At 45.3% G+C, this 17411-nt stretch carries 12 protein-coding genes; 2 read left to right on the top strand and 10 right to left on the bottom strand.

All coding sequences use genetic code 11. The features are described from left to right. Window positions 1-231 precede the first annotated feature (231 nt). Genes thrC through thrA form a run of 3 tightly spaced genes read right to left on the bottom strand, consistent with a single transcriptional unit; the run spans window position 232 to window position 4968 of the window. Window positions 232-1509: a threonine synthase gene (gene thrC / locus ACK8OT_RS11555; protein WP_410196669.1), complete on the bottom strand. Its 1278-nt coding sequence runs from the start codon at window positions 1507-1509 to the stop codon at window positions 232-234. Further along, window positions 1506-2462, bottom strand: coding sequence for a homoserine kinase (gene thrB, locus ACK8OT_RS11550; protein WP_410196668.1), 957 nt, complete (start codon window positions 2460-2462; stop codon window positions 1506-1508). The genes thrC and thrB overlap by 4 nt, the downstream gene beginning before the upstream one ends. A gap of 43 nt (window positions 2463-2505) precedes the next feature. Then, window positions 2506-4968 carry a bifunctional aspartate kinase/homoserine dehydrogenase I gene (gene thrA / locus ACK8OT_RS11545; RefSeq protein ID WP_410196667.1) on the bottom strand — a complete coding sequence of 821 codons (2463 nt, stop codon included), beginning with the start codon at window positions 4966-4968 and terminating at the stop codon, window positions 2506-2508. 478 nt (window positions 4969-5446) lie between these two features. Here thrA and ACK8OT_RS11540 point away from each other — a divergent pair, with 478 nt between their 5' ends. Then, entirely contained in the window at window positions 5447-5989 is a 543-nt protein-coding gene (locus tag ACK8OT_RS11540) for a hypothetical protein (protein WP_410196666.1), read from the top strand. A 3-nt stretch (window positions 5990-5992) separates the two neighbouring features. On the opposite strand, the gene ACK8OT_RS11535 is transcribed toward ACK8OT_RS11540, so the two are convergent. Next, complete coding sequence (locus tag ACK8OT_RS11535) at window positions 5993-6403, bottom strand: DUF3293 domain-containing protein (protein WP_410196665.1); 411 nt, start codon at window positions 6401-6403, stop codon at window positions 5993-5995. A gap of 407 nt (window positions 6404-6810) precedes the next feature. On the opposite strand from ACK8OT_RS11535, the gene arcA reads away from it, so the two are divergent. Further along, on the top strand, window positions 6811-7530 hold the full coding sequence (gene arcA / locus ACK8OT_RS11530) for a two-component system response regulator ArcA (protein ID WP_410196664.1): 720 nt from the start codon (window positions 6811-6813) through the stop codon (window positions 7528-7530). A 161-nt stretch (window positions 7531-7691) separates the two neighbouring features. On the opposite strand, the gene ACK8OT_RS11525 is transcribed toward arcA, so the two are convergent. From ACK8OT_RS11525 to ACK8OT_RS11500, 6 genes are all read right to left on the bottom strand, one after another. Further along, on the bottom strand, window positions 7692-8669 hold the full coding sequence (locus ACK8OT_RS11525; protein WP_410196663.1) for a PstS family phosphate ABC transporter substrate-binding protein: 978 nt from the start codon (window positions 8667-8669) through the stop codon (window positions 7692-7694). A gap of 241 nt (window positions 8670-8910) precedes the next feature. Next, window positions 8911-10542 carry a methyl-accepting chemotaxis protein gene (locus ACK8OT_RS11520; RefSeq protein WP_410196662.1) on the bottom strand — a complete coding sequence of 544 codons (1632 nt, stop codon included), beginning with the start codon at window positions 10540-10542 and terminating at the stop codon, window positions 8911-8913. 278 nt (window positions 10543-10820) lie between these two features. Then, entirely contained in the window at window positions 10821-12119 is a 1299-nt protein-coding gene (gene phoR, locus ACK8OT_RS11515; protein ID WP_410196661.1) for a phosphate regulon sensor histidine kinase PhoR, read from the bottom strand. A 54-nt stretch (window positions 12120-12173) separates the two neighbouring features. After that, complete coding sequence (gene phoB / locus ACK8OT_RS11510) at window positions 12174-12863, bottom strand: phosphate regulon transcriptional regulator PhoB (protein ID WP_410196660.1); 690 nt, start codon at window positions 12861-12863, stop codon at window positions 12174-12176. 225 nt (window positions 12864-13088) lie between these two features. After that, on the bottom strand, window positions 13089-16142 hold the full coding sequence (locus tag ACK8OT_RS11505; RefSeq protein WP_410196659.1) for an AAA family ATPase: 3054 nt from the start codon (window positions 16140-16142) through the stop codon (window positions 13089-13091). Then, a complete protein-coding gene (locus ACK8OT_RS11500; protein ID WP_410196658.1) occupies window positions 16139-17302 on the bottom strand; it encodes an exonuclease SbcCD subunit D in 1164 nt (387 codons plus the stop codon). Before ACK8OT_RS11500 ends, ACK8OT_RS11505 begins: the two co-directional genes overlap by 4 nt. Between the last annotated feature and the right edge of the window lie 109 nt (window positions 17303-17411).

Below are 17411 nucleotides of genomic sequence, written 5' to 3'. Positions count from 1 at the left end.
ACGTTCGTTGTGGCCAGCACCTTTGTGGCATAGTGAACTACGCGAAAAGGCGCTAACGCAGTAGAAATGACCAACAAACGCAGTCCTACGGATTCGGCTAAAAGCGTTTTGCCCGTCGTTGAGCAGTATTTACTTAGAATGCTAAGCTACACACTGCTCGCCTTGCTCAAAACGCTTTTAGACAGGGTGTCCCCTCTCGAACAAAAATCAACCACCAAAGATCAACTGACCCTAGTTGTTTATAAGCAACTCACGTAATTGTGCAAAGTCAGCAGGAAGCTGTTTTGATAACAGTTCGAGATCGGCGCGATCAGCCAACTCTTTTGGCAAACCAATATCTTTGCCTAAGATTGACTCCACACTTTCCTTAAACTTAGCAGGGTGAGCTGTACACAAGAAAATACCTGTTTCACCCTCAGCGAGCTGTTTGGTTAGCTGATCATAGGCGATTGCGCCATGTGGTTCGCACAAATAACCCAGCTCATCAAGCTGCTTCAATGCAACTTCTGTCTCGGCATCCGTTAGCATCCCCTTGCCAAGCTCAGAAAGTTGCTTACCTTTAACTTTAAATAGCTCTTCAATACGAGGCCAGTTGTTAGGCTGACTCACGTCCATTGCATTAGATAAAGTGGCAACGGTTTTCTTCGGTGCCCAGTTGCCATCCGCTAAATAGCGCGGCACGGTATCGTTTTCGTTAGTGGCAGCAATAAAACGTTTGATAGGTAAACCTAGCGCTTGCGCCAATAGACCTGCCGTTAAGTTACCAAAGTTACCACTTGGAACCGACACAACCACGTCATCGCGCTTGTCAGCAGGTAGCTGAGCGAACGCTTCAAAGTAATAACAAATTTGCGCTAATAAACGGCTGATGTTAATTGAGTTTGCCGAGTTTAGACCGATCGCTTGTTTTAGCTCTTGGTCATCAAATGCCGCTTTTACCATGGCTTGACAAGCGTCAAAGTCATCTTCAATCGCGACCGTGGTAATGTTGCCACCTAAGGTACAAAATAATTTTTCTTGCAGCGGGCTGATCTTGCCTTTTGGATACAAGATAACCACTTTAATATTCTCTAAGCCATAGAAAGCATGAGCGACCGCGGCACCGGTATCACCCGATGTAGCCGTCAGGATCGTAATCGGCTGGTCGCCACCAAACTTGGCTAAACACTGGGCCATAAAACGACCGCCAAAATCTTTAAACGCCAAAGTTGGACCATGGAATAATTCAAGCGCATAAACATTGTCAGTCACTTGCTTAATCGGCGCACCGAATTGAAATGCCTTGCTAACCATGTCATTAACATCTTGCTCGCTCAGCTCGTCACCAATTAAGTGATGCAAAATTGCACTGCTTCGAGTCACTAGATCTTGGTTGAGTAACGCGTTAACGTCAGCTAGGGGCTCAATGGTATCAGGAAAAAATAAACCTTGGTTTTTACCTAAACCTTGTTTAACAGCTTGTTGAAAGCTCACCTGCTCACTGTGTTCTTTGATATTGTATAAGTTCATAACTGCGTTCCTACAACTCTTGCACCTTCTTCATCGAGGTGACAAATATGACAAAATCCGTCTTCATTTTGAATGAAGTTCTGCTCTAACCAGCCTTTTAAACGCTGGGCTTGTTCTTTTTCTTTCATGACCACAAATACGGTTGGGCCTGAGCCCGAAATTCCCGTGGCTAATGCACCGCTTTGGCTGGCGTACTTTCTAACTTCTTTAAAGCCTGGGATCAACTGCTGACGGTAAGGCTCGGCAATAACGTCTTTTAACATCCCCGCAGCCAATTCTGGCTGATTGGTGTAACTGGCGTGAACAAATCCCGCCAAATGACGGCCATAAGCTAACACATCACTGCGACGATATTGCGCAGGAAGAATAGCTCTTGCAGCAGAAGTTGAAACCGTAATACCAGGATAAGCAACCACCCAATACCACTCTTTAAAACTTGGAATAGCTTGGCTGATTAACTCACCTTGCTCGAGCATTAATTGCATGCCACCTAAATAACAAGGCGCAACGTTATCGTAATGCACACTGCCGCTGATTTCACCTTCAAGCTTGCCCATTAACGCCAGCATTTCCATTTTGGCTAATGGGTATTCATGAAACGCGTTTAATGCTTCCAGCGCGGCAACAATAGAGCTTGCACTTGAGCCTAAGCCACTGCCCACGGGCAAATTTTTCTCAAGCTCCATGGCCACGTTTTGACATTGAATGCCTTTGTCAGCCAGCGCAGCTTTAAAGCTTAAGTAACATTGATAAACAATATTGCTCTTACCGTCTGCCGGTAATTTATGTGAAAAACGACCACTGCAGGTAAGACTGTAATCTTCACTGCCTGATTCGATAAAAACGCGATCGCCCAGCAAGCTGCCATCAATTGGCGCTAGCGCGCCGCCGAGCACATCAAAACCAACGCTTACGTTTGCCGTAGAAGCCGGTGCGTATGCAACTAAACCCATGAACCTACTCTCCCCAATAATTGTCCAACAACAGGTATAAAGATCATACTTCCTGCTTCCAATTTAATGTTCTTAACACGTCTGCAAACACACCTGCAGCGGTTACCTCGGTGCCCGCACCGTAGCCGCGTAATACCATCGGGATAGGTTGATAGTATTGGCTGTAAAGTGCGAGGGCATTTTCCCCATCTTTTACTTTGTTTAGTGGGTCTGATTCGTCACATGCGATGATAGCCACGCGACATTTACCATCTTCAATGGTACCCGCATAACGCAGTACTTGGCCCTTATCGGCCGCGTCTTTAGCTCGTTTAGCAAAATACTCGTCGGCTTGCGGTAAACGTGCCATAAATTCTTCAATTGAACCGCTATCATCAAAACCTGGTGGTAGTGCCGCCTCGATCTCAACATCATCAAGCGACAGTTCCATCCCCGCTTCACGAGCAAGGATCAGCAGTTTACGCGCTACGTCCACGCCACTTAGATCATCACGAGGGTCGGGTTCGGTAAAGCCATTTTCACGTGCAATTTTAGTCACTTCAGAAAAAGCTAAGCCCTCATCTAATTTACCGAAGATGAATGACAACGAGCCCGACAATATGCCATTAAACTTCATCAATTGGTCACCGGCATTGAGTAAGTTTTGCAAATTTTCAATAACAGGTAAGCCCGCGCCCACGTTGGTTTCGTATAAGTATTTGCGACGCGTTGACAGTGCCGTTAAACGCAGCTGGCGGTAGTAATCCATGCTGCTGGTGTTGGCTTTCTTGTTAGCTGCCACCACATGAAAACCAGCACCTAAGAAATTCACGTATTGATCGGCTATCTTGTCATCGCTGGTACAGTCTACTAGCACAGGGTTAATAATATGTGATGCTTCAACAAGCTGATTGACACGCTCGAGTGAAAACGGCTCGGTGGCATCTTTCAGCTGGTCACGCCAATTGGTTAAGTCAATGCCATCAGGGTTGGTGATCATGGCGCTGCGATTAGCAATACCACAAACGCGCATGGTGATATTTTTACTCACCAGTTGCTCACTTTGACGGTGTATTTGATCAACAAAAGCACCACCAACACCACCACAGCCGACTAAAAATACGTCAATAAATTGCTGACTACCAAAGAAGTTCTGATGGCAGGATTTGATGGCTTCATTAACTTTATTTTCAGGGATAACCGCCGAGATAGATCGCTCTGAGGAGCCCTGTGCGATCGCAACGATATTCACCGAAGGCTCAGCTAGTGCATTAAAGAAACGCGCCGCCACGCCTAACGATGTTTTCATACCATCACCCACTAATGAGATAATGGCCAAATGTTGTTTTTGATCGATTGGCTCAATTAGCTTATTAGCCAGCTCTAACTCGAATTCTTGTTCAATTGCACTGACCGCGATATCCGCTTCATAACCATGCACACAAAAGCTAACACTGTATTCAGAAGATGATTGAGTAATCAGTACAATCGACACGCCAGCGCGAGAGACCGCAGAGAAAATACGACCCGCAATCCCAACCATGCCTTTCATACCAGGACCAGAAACGCTTAACATGGTCATGCCTTTAAGATCTGAGATGGCTTTTACTTCCATCTTAGTATCACCCGGCTCACCGCTGATTAAGGTACCTCTCGCCTGAGGGTTATTGGTATTTTTGATTAAGCAAGGTATATGATGCTGAGAAATAGGCGCGATGGTTTTTGGATGTAACACCTTAGCACCAAAATATGATAGCTCCATCGCTTCGGCATAACTGAGCGAATCAAGTAGTGTGGCATCTTTAACTAACCGGGGATCACAACTGTAGACACCATCTACATCGGTCCAAATCTCACAACATTCAGCTTCTAAACACGCCGCTAATACCGCTGCAGAATAATCTGAGCCATTACGCCCTAATACCAAGGTCTCGCCCGCTTCATTGCCGGCGGTAAAGCCCGGCATCAAATATATTGCTTCTGGCTTAATCGGCGATTGTGCAAAACGCGCTTTTGACGCTTTAATATCCACCATGGCTTCAAGGTAACCACCACGATAGGAGATAAGCTTCTCCTGCGGCACAATAATCTCAACCATTTCACCCTTGGCCTTGAGTAATTCGGCCATACAAGCAATGCTGAGAACTTCACCTTGTGACAAAATGCGCGCTTCAATGTTATCCGGGCATTGTTCTAATAAACTCACACCTTGAAGTAGCTTACTGACTTTAGCTAACACTTCTTCAGTCTGACTCAACAATGCATTATGACGAAAGCTTGGGTAAAGCTTAGAAAGGCCGATGATAAGGTCGGTAAAAATATTCTTTATTGCGATGACATGACTGTCGGCATTCTCACCTTTACTGGTTAGTTCAACCACTTCTACTAAATTGTTCGTCACGCCAGCAGGGGCAGATAAAACCAATGCGACCTGAGATTGCTGCTGATTACTGATGACAATATCTGCAGCGCGATTAAATCGCTCCGCGTTTGCTAATGATGTTCCGCCAAACTTAAGTACGCGCATCGTACCTCCCCCAGTTAAAAATGAAAAAGCCCGCTTCAGTGAGCGGGCTTATTGAATTTGGTTATTGCTTATCCATTAGCCCGCTCCAGCAATTGTGCCGGTGGTAATAATGGTGGTGGTTGTGACTAAACCGTACATAAAGCAACCTTTATTAAGTAATGCGGTATTTAATACCGGACTTTAGGGTGGTTGTCAATTTTGCTATCCCTGCAAACACAAAGCCAAGAAAAAACACCACACCAAAAAAAACAACCACAAAAGAACAATAACCCAATTAAAACATCAAGAATAGAAACAATCACCACAGAAAAACCAAAAAACAGCCCAAAAACAACCCATTCAACAACACCAAAACACCTTGGTATCCTATCACTTTTCAATTTCGCCAACTCGCGCTAGATCAATCAACAAAAAACAGCGCATTTTTTTAAAATTAGCGCCATACTAAATGAACGGACTAAAAACCATAGGTAGCACCATGCCAAGGATGTTTATTTGCATACTGATGTTGATCTTTAAAGCACCTTCAGTCTTTGCTGCAGACATCAAGGCAGTTAGCTGGCAAAGCAATTCAGAGCTATCTAATCAATGGTATGTCAGTCAACTCTCGGACTCTTTTCATTTATTACTTAATGAGCAAAACGTATCGGCAAAGCCTGAGCCTGAACACATAGTATCTGGCGTGAATGGTGGCTATAACTTACCCATCTCAAAAAATGTTAATTGGTTTATGGAAGCGGGGTTAGTTACCCCTAGTCAACATGTCGGCGACGCTTTCCCGGCAGAAAACCAATACCATATGTCCACCGGGTTAAATTACGTGTTTGCAGATAGGTTGGTACTAGAGAGCAAGATAACGCAAATGCATTTAAGCCTATCACCCCAAACACTGGGTCCCCACAACACCAGTTTGGGCTTTGCGACCTCTTACAAAATCATCCAAAACCTCAATGTTAAAGCCGCAATTGACATGCAGCTCGAGCATCAAATTATGCATTTGGGTTTAGATTATCGCTTTTAATTCTTACGATTTAGATAAGCAACGCGCACTGAATGAGCCAAGCGGTTGTGGCGGCATATCAAATAGCACACCATGTAAAACTAATTTATCTTTAGTCACCCAATAAATCGCATTTTGTTGAAATTGCTTAGCGATGGCGCGCCCCTGTGCTAAGGAGCAAGCCAGTGCCACACTGAGCTCTTGATGCCCACCATCGTGAGATTGACCGATAAGCTCGCGATAGGGGTATCCCATCATTTTTATTTGTTGAATAAGGCGCCGATGAGCCAGCTGATTCGCATAATGACTAAGACGTCTCCCCTTGGGATTATGCGCGGTTACAATAGCAAAATCGGCTTGGCTTAAAGCTGTCGACAACCAAACAAAGTAGGTGTGCTGATAAAGCCGCCATTGAAAATGTTGTAATTTTGACAAAATTCCTCAACCTTTTAACAACGATGAAAAACAAATGTTAAATGATTCTACCCTTAGAACACTCTTGATTTAAGTCAATCAGAATTGAAAAAAAAACTTCTTCCTTAGGATATCGGTTGTTATACATCTGTTAACTAACTAGAATTGGCAATCAATAAAATTCGCCGCAAAGCCTTTAAATGCCAGCAGTTCAGACTTAAGAGTGAGCGGTTTGCAGGCAGTATATCTATCCATAAAAAAGCTTAAAACATGCGAATTAGACTGTTTAGATAGGTAAACCGGGAGCTCCAGCTTGGGCTGCCACCACTAGAAAATATGATAAATGTTGCGCTCATTTTAAATTTCATACTCGGTTTACAATTGAAAGAATGTTAGATTTGTAATTAAAAAACTTAGGGCCTAATAATATGAACACTACCAATATTCTTATCGTTGAAGATGAATTGGTCACTCGAAATACCTTAAAGAGTATTTTTGAAGCCGAGGGCTACCATGTGCTTGAAGCCAATGATGGCAACGAAATGTATCAGGTATTAAAGTCCAACACCGTGAACCTAGTGATCATGGACATTAACTTACCGGGTAAAAATGGCTTATTGCTAGCCAGAGAGCTTCGCGACAAGCATAACATTGCCTTAATGTTTTTAACTGGGCGCGACAACGAAGTGGACAAGATCCTCGGCTTGGAAATCGGAGCTGACGATTATATAACCAAACCATTCAACCCACGAGAACTCACTATCCGCGCCAGAAACCTGCTAAATCGTAGCCAAACAGCGGTCGCGGTAGAAGAGCAAGTTAACCAAGTTGAGAAATATGAATTTAATGGCTGGCAGCTACAAATTAACAGTCGCTCTTTGGTCAGTCCTGCAGGCGTTGTATTCAAATTACCACGCAGTGAATTTCGTGCCATGTTGCATTTCGTTGAACACCCAGGACAAATCCAAACCCGAGCTGAGCTGTTAAAGAAAATGACAGGCCGCGAGCTTAAAGCGCACGATCGCACCGTTGATGTAACGATTCGTCGGATTAGAAAACACTTTGAAAGCCACGGTGAAACACCAGAAATTATTGCGACCATACATGGTGAAGGTTACCGTTTTTGCGGTGATATAGAGCCACAATAATGGCTTGTTAATTGCCCGTTAGCGCAAGCCTCTACTTAAAGATAAAAAGCCCTGAACCAAGTTCGGGGCTTTTTCATATGCAATGCAAATATCATAAAAAATGAGCAATAAAAAACCCTGCTAAAAAGCAGGGCTGATTCCTCAAACTGGGTGGAGCTGAATTATAGCTCGATACCTAGTTCTTTTAGGTCTTTCATCACTACTGCAGAAGGTAGTGGAATGTAACCATCTTTAGCAACGATTTCTTGACCTTGCTTAGAAAGTACCATTTTTAGGAATTCACGCTCTAGCGGTGCTAGTGGCTTGTTTGGGTGCTTGTTTACATAAACGTATAGGAAGCGAGAAAGCGGGTATGAACCGTTTACTGCGTTATCCATAGTTGCGTCTACATATTCGCCATCTTTCTTAGATAGAGCTACTGCACGTACGCCAGACGTTTTGTAACCGATACCTGAGTAACCGATTGCATTTAGAGAAGAAGATACTGATTGAACTACAGAAGCTGAGCCTGGTTGCTCGTTTACGCTGCTTTTGAAGTCACCTTTACAAAGGCTCTTATCTTTAAAATAACCGTAAGTACCAGATACTGAGTTACGACCAAACAACTGGATATCTTTATCAGCCCAAGAGCCGTCTAGACCTAAATCACCCCAGCGCTCTGCTTGCTTGTCACCACCACACTTAAGTGTGCTAGAGAAAATCGCATCAACTTGCTTGATTGATAAACCTTCAATTGGGTTATCTTTGTTTACAAATACAGCCAGTGCATCGATAGCAACACGAACTTCAGTCGGCTTGTAACCGTAACGCTTTTCAAATGCTTCAATTTCTTTTGCCTTCATCGCACGGCTCATAGGACCGAACTGAGAAGTACCTTCAGTTAGTGCCGGTGGAGCAGTAGAAGAGCCAGCTGCTTGAATTTGAATATTAACATTTGGGTATTGACGCTTAAACTCTTCAGCCCAGAAAGTCATCATGTTAGCTAGGGTATCTGAACCAACAGAAGAAAGGTTACCTGAGATGCCGCTTACTTTAGTGTAAGTCGGTAGGTTTGCATCAACATTACCAGCAACAGCTGAGCCAGCGAAAACGGTAGCGACACTGAAACCAATCGCTGTTACCAGATTTTTTACTTTCATTATCTTTACTCCAAGTGAATGTATTTTTCGATTCCGCGCCAGTATGTCTAGCGATGATGACAAATATAAGTAGCTAAGATGACAGTTTGATGACCGGTGTCATTTTTTATTCATGGAGTATTGGTTGGCGATTCTAACAGACCTAACCTGTGGGAGCTGCAGTAATGCAGCGATAACAATCAGCCAAATCATAAGCTAATATCGCCCCATGACAGGGGCTCCCACAAATCACAGGCGCCTACTAAACCTTAAATGCCGAAATATGCTGAGTAACTTCATCGGCCAATTGTTTAACTTTAGCGCTGTTGGCTAACGTCTCTTGGCTACCTTCACCGGTCTGAGCTGAAATCACACTGATGTTCACCATAGAGCGAGCCACATCCTCAGCGACCGCAGCTTGCTCTGTGGTTGATGACGCAATTTGATGGTTCATATCATTGACCCGCTCAACTTGTTTCACCACTAAGTTCAAGTTATCACCGGTTTTGCCAGCCGCAGCAACGCTCTCTCGAGCCGTCTCGCGCCCTTGTTCCATCGCTAACGCAGCACTCTTGGCCAGAGATTGGAGCTTCTCAATCATCTTTTGAATTTCGATGGTTGAATTCTTCGTGCTATGAGCCAGGCTGCGAACCTCATCGGCTACCACAGCAAAACCTCTGCCGGCTTCACCTGCACGCGCCGCTTCGATGGCTGCATTAAGCGCTAATAAATTGGTTTGCTCAGAGATCCCTGAAATAACATTTAGCACTTCGCCAATCTCGCTTGAGCCCGCTTCTAGCTCGTTAACCACTTTAACAGCATGCTCAACTTGGCTGGAAACTTGGTTAATCGAGTCTAGGGTTTCATTGATCAAGTAGCTTGCTTCACGCACGACATTATTGGTTTCGCTTGTGGCTTCAGATGCTTGTGCCGTGCTGGCTTCCACTTCTTTAACCGCCAAGGTCATCTGCTCAACAGCGCTGACCACACTCTCAACATCACACATCTGTTTTTGCACGCCAGTGTTAGTTTGATTCGCAATCACAGCTAAGCCATCGGCAGATACATTCAATGTGGTTAAACTCTGGCTCACGGCTTTTAACAAGGATTGGAAAGCATCAAGCATGGTATTAATTTCTTTAGCAAGAATACCCATTTCATCTTTGCTATCCACATCCACTCGGATTGTCACATCGCCTTTTGCCACTTCTGTCATCGCGCTAACAATTTGCTTAAGTGGTTTCACGATTGACATAATAATCAACCAAGAGATCGCAATCAGAGAAAGTAAGATAACAATGAAGGTAGTGCCTTTGCTCCAAAGACGCGCTTGGAATAACTTCTCAACATCATCTAAATACACACCAGTGCCAAGAATCACTTGCCAAGGTCGGTATTCGGCAGCAAACGACAATTTAGCATCAGGATTCCCCCCCGCTACTTTTGGAAAGTGATACTCCAAATAACCCGAGCCACCACCAGATCGTACGGCTTGCAAAATATCGCGATAAACATACACGCCGAAGCTATCTTGCACCGCACCCACATTAGAGCCAATCTTATTAGAGCCTTTTAAGCTCGCTTTTAGGATGAAATCGTCATTGAAAACAAAGAAATAACCATCACTGCCATAAGTCATATCGGCCAGCTGATTGAACGCTAACTGCTGCGCTTGCTCTAATTCAAGCTCACCTTTATCAACCTTAGCTTGATAATATTTGAATACCCCTAGGGATGCTTCCACCTGATACTGCAATTGCTGCTTGCGCTCATCTAGCATGCTGTCTTTAAGCTCAAGCGCGCCGAACCAGGCCATCGCCAAAATAGCCAGTGAAGCAAACGAGACCAGAAAGGTTATTTTACTTTTAACCGAAAGGTTCTTGATATAGTCCATTAATTTCATCCCAGTATTAAGCCATCTATCATTGACGAGAATAGTTCTCATCTAGAGACAGCGGCAAAATATATCAGAGATGATTAACACTGCAAACTTAGTGACCAATGAACTAACTCGCAAAATGAACAAAGGTGAGTAATTGTTGATTTTAATGGTCAAACTTAGAACTATAAATAATAAAAATATTTAAAGCTAAACCTAACAATAGAAGATCTGCAGCATTTTATGCTGAATAAGGCGATAGATCAGAAATTATCCAATACTTGATATAGATATCATTGACAGATAAATTTTGTCGGAATTTTAAAGCTAAATTGGCTGCCTTTGCCCACTTCGCTCATTATCTGCAACACACTGTCGTGATGGCTCAAGGCATGTTTAACGATAGACAAACCCAAGCCAGAACCACCGGTTTCACGTGAACGGGCTTTATCAACACGGTAAAAACGCTCCGTTAAACGCGAGATATGCTCAGGCGCAATACCATTACCTTTATCAATGACGCAAAAGTAAGCACCATCTGGATCTTTGCGCCAAATCACTGTTATTTCACGGTTTGCAGGCGTGTAATATACGGCATTGTAAACCAAATTAGAGATTGCACTGCGCAGCTGCTCGGCGTCGCCAAATACTTTTAAATCTGTATCAATGGTGAAGTTAAATTGATGGGATTTATCGCCACTAAGGGCTATCGCCTCTTTTTCAACCAGCGATAACATAGACGGTATATCTACCTTTTGGCTTAAATCCACTTCAGGAGCCGCTTCAATCCGCGATAGCGTTAGCAGCTGCTCCACCAAGGAATCCATCCGCGCCGTTTGCTCTGCCATCACATGATGGGCTTTAACCCACATCGCCGAGCTGGCATCCGGCGCATCCTCCATCATCTCCAAATAACCTTTTAATACGGTTAGCGGCGTGCGTAATTCATGTGAGACACTGGAAATAAAATTGCGTCGCATGGCTTCAAGTTGGCGGATCAAGGTGACATCACGCGCCACCAACATGTTTTGGCCAGAGGTATAGGGCATGATCCTAAACTCCAGCAACTTATCGCTATTCACTGGCGAAACCAGCTCTAATGGCTCGTCAAAATCCCTTCCTTTAAGGTAATCGACAAACGCGGGGGTGCGAATCAAATTACCTATGTGTTGGCCGGCATCTTCAGGCCAGCGAAAGCCCAAAATACCTTCAGCTAATCGGTTACACCAAATGATACTGCCATCGGTCTTAAATACCACTGCGGCATCGGGTAAGGCTTCGGCGCCCTCACGAAAGCGGCGGATCACACTGGCTAATTCTTTGCGGCGCAAGCGGTGGCGTTTTTGCAATTTGTAAATGCCATTAAACACCCCCTCCCAACTTCCTTTGCCCTCAGGCGGAATTAGGCTGCGATCATGCCAAAGCCAATCGGCTAGTTTTTTTTGATTATTGTAATGCCAAGATAAGTGGATCACCGTTGCGACTAGTAGGCAAGCTGTTATTTCTTCGAGAAAAAAGCCAACAACGATGAATGGAATATAGAAAAACAGTACACGCGTTGAAAGCACCATCCATGATAAAGGTTGTAACATAGAACTACCGTTTTCCTTAACTATCTAATGGCTAATCGCAAAAAAAAGCCTGTACTACATTCGGGTTGAGAAACGATACCCTGCTCCACGCACCGTTTGGATCAAACGATCATGGCCTTCTTCGGCAACCGCTTTACGTAAGCGACGAATATGCACATCAACCGTGCGATCTTCTACGTATACATTGGTGCCCCAAACATTATTAAGTAACTGTTCACGGCTATATACGCGCTCTGGGTGGGTCATAAAGAAATGCAGTAGCTTAAATTCTGTCGGTCCCATCTCCAATTGATTATCATTGGCGCTGACACGATGAGAAACAGGATCTAACTTAAGGCCTTGCACTTCAATCACATCATCTAGTGATGTTGGTGAAACACGGCGCATAACGGCTTTTAAACGCGCCATTAGCTCTTTTGGTGAAAATGGTTTAGTGATGTAATCATCGGCTCCCACTTCCAAACCACGGATCTTATCTTCTTCTTCACCACGTGCGGTCAACATCACCACAGGAATTTGTCGAGTGATCTCATCTTGCTTCAACTGCTTAATCAATTGAATGCCAGTACCGCCCGGTAACATCCAGTCTAATAAAATCAGATCAGGAAAGGGTTCAACTAATTTTTCTAATGCCATCTCAAAGTCAGAAGCCTCAATCGCTTCGTACCCTTTTTGCTCTAATACAAAGCAAAGCATCTCTCGAATGGGCGCTTCGTCCTCAACTACCAGTATTCTTCTAGACATCTTGAAACTCTATGTTTATTACGATTGTCTGCATTATTAGCTGTTTGTATGACACTTATATGACACATTAGAATGTTCAAGCAGCAAAAGTGATATTTTTATGACGTTTGCTTTATTAATGGAATAAACCAAAACAAAAATGCTCAAATAACCACCAGTTTCCGCACAAAAAACAGGTGAATTCGGTAATACCGCTATCAATAGCTCGAATATTACGATGTAACACTAAGGTAAAACAAGTGCTAATCGACTTCCCAAAGAGCTTTTAATGACATCAATGCGCATTCCCAACTGTTCTTTCATCTCAGAAACGTGAGAAATCACTCCCACCATACGGCCGCTATGTTGCAAATCCATCAAGGTGCGAATGGCTAAATCCAACGATTCTTGATCTAAGCTGCCAAAGCCTTCATCAATAAATAGCGTATCTAACTTAATACCACCGGCATAAGCTTGCACCACTTCAGATAAGCCCAGCGCCATGGCCAACGCCGCCATAAAACTCTCGCCGCCACTTAAGGTTGCCACCGAGCGAACTTTCCCTGTGTAGGCATCTTCTACTTCTAATTCTAGACCAGATGCTTTATTGCCTTTGGCTCTTTCTTCTTTACGTAATAAGCGATAGCGCCCTTTACTCATTAATTGTAGACGCGTGCTGGCATCCAGTAATACATCATCAAGCAGCACGCTCAATACAAAGCGTTGCAAGCTGATTTTATTGCCCGTTTGGCCGTTGGCTACCGCTGCAAGCGTGCCCACCACTTCATAGTCTTGATCTAACTTGGCCAGTTTTTCATCCAACGTGGCCAATTGAGTGGCGGTTTTGGTTAATTGATCTTGGCGCTGCTGTAATTGCTGCCAGTCTTGCTCGGCTTTATTCTTAGTGGCTAAACAAAGCTCAGCGTGAGCATTCAGTTGGTCTAAATCAGGCTTAATCAGCTCGGCCAACTTGGCTTTTAATTGCTCTCTCTGGGCTTGATTGCGCTGACACTGAGTTTGATATTGAGTAAGGTTATCGATTAATTGCGCGAGGGCTTCAGGCGTTAAACAAGCCTGGTTAAATTGCTCTATCGTAGCAAAGCCTGCCGCCTCACATTGCTGCTCAAATTGGCTTTGCGCTTGTTGCCACTGTGCCTTGGCACTTTGTTGTTGCTGCTCGGCGGCGTGCGCTGCACTTTGCGCCTTGGCCAATTGGGTTTGCGCCTGTTGGTAAGCTTCTCGGATCTGGTTTATCTGCGCCTCTAACCCAGCTACTTTTGTTTTAGCTTGTGCTATCGCCTTAGTCAGTGCGCTTAACTCGCGGTATTGCTCCGGTATTTGTTCATTCAGGCTAGCAAATTGCCCTTGTAACTGCGCAAGCTGGGCATGGGTGTCTCGCTCTTGGCCTTGCTGCTGCTCGATTTGTTGGCGCAATTGGCTCTCTTGTTGTTGCCATTGTCCAAGCTGCTGATTGAGCTGTTTCACTTGTGCCTGTGCTTGTTCAGCCTGTTGCCACTGGCTTTTTACGGCTTGTAAACGCTGCGCTAAGGCATCACTGCTTTGCTCGGTTAATTCACCTAAGCTTTGCGCTAACTGGTTAACCTGCTGCTGCTTTTCACTGTGCTTGCCCTTAAGGGCGGCGTACTCTTCTCGCGCCTTGGTTAAAGTTTCATTCGCTTGATTAAACGCAGCCGTTAAGGCTTCGATTTGCTCCTCACTCGGCAATTCGTTGTCGAGCTTAGCGGGTGCCGGATGTGACGTGCTACCACACACCAAACAAGGCGTATTGGGCGCTAATTGTTGCGCTAAAATGGCCGCTTGACCTAAATGGCGCTGGTATTCGGCGGTTAATTTAGCTTGCTCGGCCGTGTTGGCATATTGGCTTAACCGCTTACCCTTGATCACGGATTGATTTAATTGCTCACTCAATTGATTCAAGGCTTGCAGCCCTTGCTGCCACTGCTGATGGCTTTGCATCTGGGTTTCAAGCTGAGACAACTGCTGCTGATGCTGTAATAAGGTTTCCGCTAACTGACTTTGCTGCGCCAATTGTTGCTGCCAAACTTGCAGCTGCGCCACGCCTTGCTGTAATTGTTGCTTGGTGGCTTCAACCGTAGCTTGTTGCTGCTGATGAGTTCGACTCAGTGCATTAATTTGCAGGCTTAACTCGCTCAACTGACTGACCGGCGTTTGCCAAGCCGTTAACTGCTGTACACCTTGCTGCTGCTGTTGCAATTGCTCGGTCAGCTCGCCTAGTTTATTGTGCTCTAAGGTTTGCTGGCCTTGGTGCTGCTCGGCTTGGCGTAACAAGTCTGTTTGCTGCTCACAGGCCTTAACGCTGGCTTGGTATTCTTTTTCTCGGGCCAAAAACTGGTTATAACTAGGCTCAATTTTTTGTGCTTGCTCGGCCTGCGCTTGGCGCTGCTGCTCGGCCTTTATTGTCGGTAGCTGGGCATCAAGTTGCTGTTGCTCGGCTTCTAATTTGGTCAATAACTCAAAATCAGCGGCGATGCCCTTAGCACTGGCAAGGGCTTGATTGGCTTCGTCATAGGCCTTATTTGCGGCGAGTTTTTGGCTTAAGGCCTGCTCTAAGCGCGGACTAAGTTCGGCTTGCTCTTGGCTTAAAGTATTATCCCCCGTCAATTCAAGGGCATCCATAATACCTTGGCGCTGATTGGCGAGGCCTTCGCGATTTTTACGCAGTTTAGCCGCTTGATTTTTTAGGTTATCTTCAATCTGGCGATAGATTTGGGTTTGAAATAACTGGCTAAAGATCTTCTCGCGATCTTTAGAATCGGCCATCAACAGCTGGCGAAACTTACCCTGTGGCAACACCATGACTTGACGAAATTGATCCACATCTAAGCCGGTCAGTTGCTCGATAAGCTGGTTGGCCTCACTAACCTTGCTGGCAACAAGCAAGGTTTCCGTCTCGCCATCAAGACGATATAACTCGGCCTGAGGCTTTTGCTCGGTGACGCCATCGCCGCTTTTTTTCGGCCTTTGCTGCTCTGGAATGCGCGTAATTCGATAACGCTGCTCACCTAATTCAAACACCAACTCCACTTGGGTCAAAGTTTGTTCATCGGCATAATCACAACGCATTTGCGCCGCTTCACGCTCATCCCCCGTGGTTTTACCGTATAAGGCAAAACAGATGGCATCTAAAATCGAGGTTTTACCCGCGCCCGTGGGGCCATTTAATAAAAACAGCGGATTACGGCCCAGCTTTTCAAAATCAACCACTTGTTTATCGGCAAACGGGCCAAAGGCAGCCATGGTTAAATAAATCGGTCTCATGGCTGTGGCTCCTGCTCAACATCTTGATGTAATTGTTCAATCGCGTCTGCTAATACGGCTTGCTGCGCGCTGGTTAAGGCTTCACCTTGCACTTGCTGGTAAAAGTCGCGGCACATGGCTAATTCTGACTTTTTAATATGATCTTGGCGCCGCTCTAAGGTGGTGCTTGCGGCCATCAAGCCGCTGCGCTCTATGTGTAACACATTGGGATACACTTGGCGTATTTTGCCTATCACATCCAAAATGGCGGTTTTATCCAATAACCGCACCATCACATAGTCATCGCGATTGGGATCGTCTTTACCCTCTGCCAGCACCGTTTCTAACAAGCCTTCAATCACGCGCACATCGCGCAAGGGGGTCAGCGGCAACAAATCAAACTTGGCCTCGCCATCATCACTTAGCTCCACTAAGGTGACCGACTTATTTTGGTGCTGCTCGCTAAAGGAATATTTCAGCAGCGACCCACTGTAGCGCACATGGGGCGCGCCTTTATATTGCGGCCCGTGCAAATGCCCCAACGCCACATAATCAAAATCAGCAAACAAGCTAGGGGCAATTTTATCCGCGCCGCCAATGCTTAATGGTCGCTCCGATTCGCTTTCTTCACCGCCATCAAGAAAGCAATGGCTGACCACCACGCTTTTATGCTGTGGATGTAATGCATGTTGCGACTTTACTTGCTCAAGCAAACAGGTCATGGCTTGTTGATGGCCGCTCACCTCGACATCAAACACATGGCGCACGGTAGCAGGCTCGGCATAAGGCAATAAATAAAACGCCGCCGACACGCCCGAGCGCCCCGTCACCACCACGGGTGATAGTGTATTGTTTAGCGGCCCAGCAATATGTAGCCCCGCCGCCCCCATGGCTTCACTGGCAAAGCCAAGGCGCTCAGCGCCATCGTGATTGCCCGCGATGATCAGCACGGGAATGGCTAACTGATTGACTAGCTCGGTTAACACCTCATTTAACAAGGTCACCGCTTGCGCGGGCGGCACCGAGCGATCGTAGATGTCCCCAGCCACCACCACGGCATCCACCTGATGGGCTTTGGCATAGTCAATCATCTGCACCAACACATGGCGCTGATCGTCTAATAAAGATTGGTTATGAAGTTGGCGGCCTAAGTGCCAATCCGAAGTGTGGAGAAATTTCATAAAGCCTAGGTCACCTGAAAACGCGTTCAATTAAAAAGTGAGGTATCACCAAAAAAGCCCAAAGCAGCAAGCATAATCAGCGCAAAATAGTTTATCATGCCTACCTACG

Origin of the sequence: Motilimonas thetidivivens, from assembly GCF_046452435.1 — a bacterium.
GTDB lineage: Bacteria > Pseudomonadota > Gammaproteobacteria > Enterobacterales > CBDFNC01 > Motilimonas.
The sequence above is the reverse complement of the archived record's forward strand: the minus strand, read 5'-3'. Positions and strand labels throughout refer to the sequence as shown.

Excerpts from the sequence above, each read along its gene's own strand:
- ACK8OT_RS11525 (WP_410196663.1), bottom strand. The coding sequence starts at position 8,669 with ATGAAAGTAAAAAATCTGGTAACAGCGATTGGTTTCAGTGTCGCTACC.
- thrC (WP_410196669.1), bottom strand. The coding sequence starts at position 1,509 with ATGAACTTATACAATATCAAAGAACACAGTGAGCAGGTGAGCTTTCAA.
- thrA (WP_410196667.1), bottom strand. The coding sequence starts at position 4,968 with ATGCGCGTACTTAAGTTTGGCGGAACATCATTAGCAAACGCGGAGCGA.
- thrB (WP_410196668.1), bottom strand. The coding sequence starts at position 2,462 with ATGGGTTTAGTTGCATACGCACCGGCTTCTACGGCAAACGTAAGCGTT.
- phoB (WP_410196660.1), bottom strand. The coding sequence starts at position 12,863 with ATGTCTAGAAGAATACTGGTAGTTGAGGACGAAGCGCCCATTCGAGAG.
- ACK8OT_RS11500 (WP_410196658.1), bottom strand. The coding sequence starts at position 17,302 with ATGAAATTTCTCCACACTTCGGATTGGCACTTAGGCCGCCAACTTCAT.
- phoR (WP_410196661.1), bottom strand. The coding sequence starts at position 12,119 with ATGTTACAACCTTTATCATGGATGGTGCTTTCAACGCGTGTACTGTTT.
- ACK8OT_RS11505 (WP_410196659.1), bottom strand. The coding sequence starts at position 16,142 with ATGAGACCGATTTATTTAACCATGGCTGCCTTTGGCCCGTTTGCCGAT.
- arcA (WP_410196664.1), top strand. The coding sequence starts at position 6,811 with ATGAACACTACCAATATTCTTATCGTTGAAGATGAATTGGTCACTCGA.
- ACK8OT_RS11520 (WP_410196662.1), bottom strand. The coding sequence starts at position 10,542 with ATGGACTATATCAAGAACCTTTCGGTTAAAAGTAAAATAACCTTTCTG.
- ACK8OT_RS11540 (WP_410196666.1), top strand. The coding sequence starts at position 5,447 with ATGCCAAGGATGTTTATTTGCATACTGATGTTGATCTTTAAAGCACCT.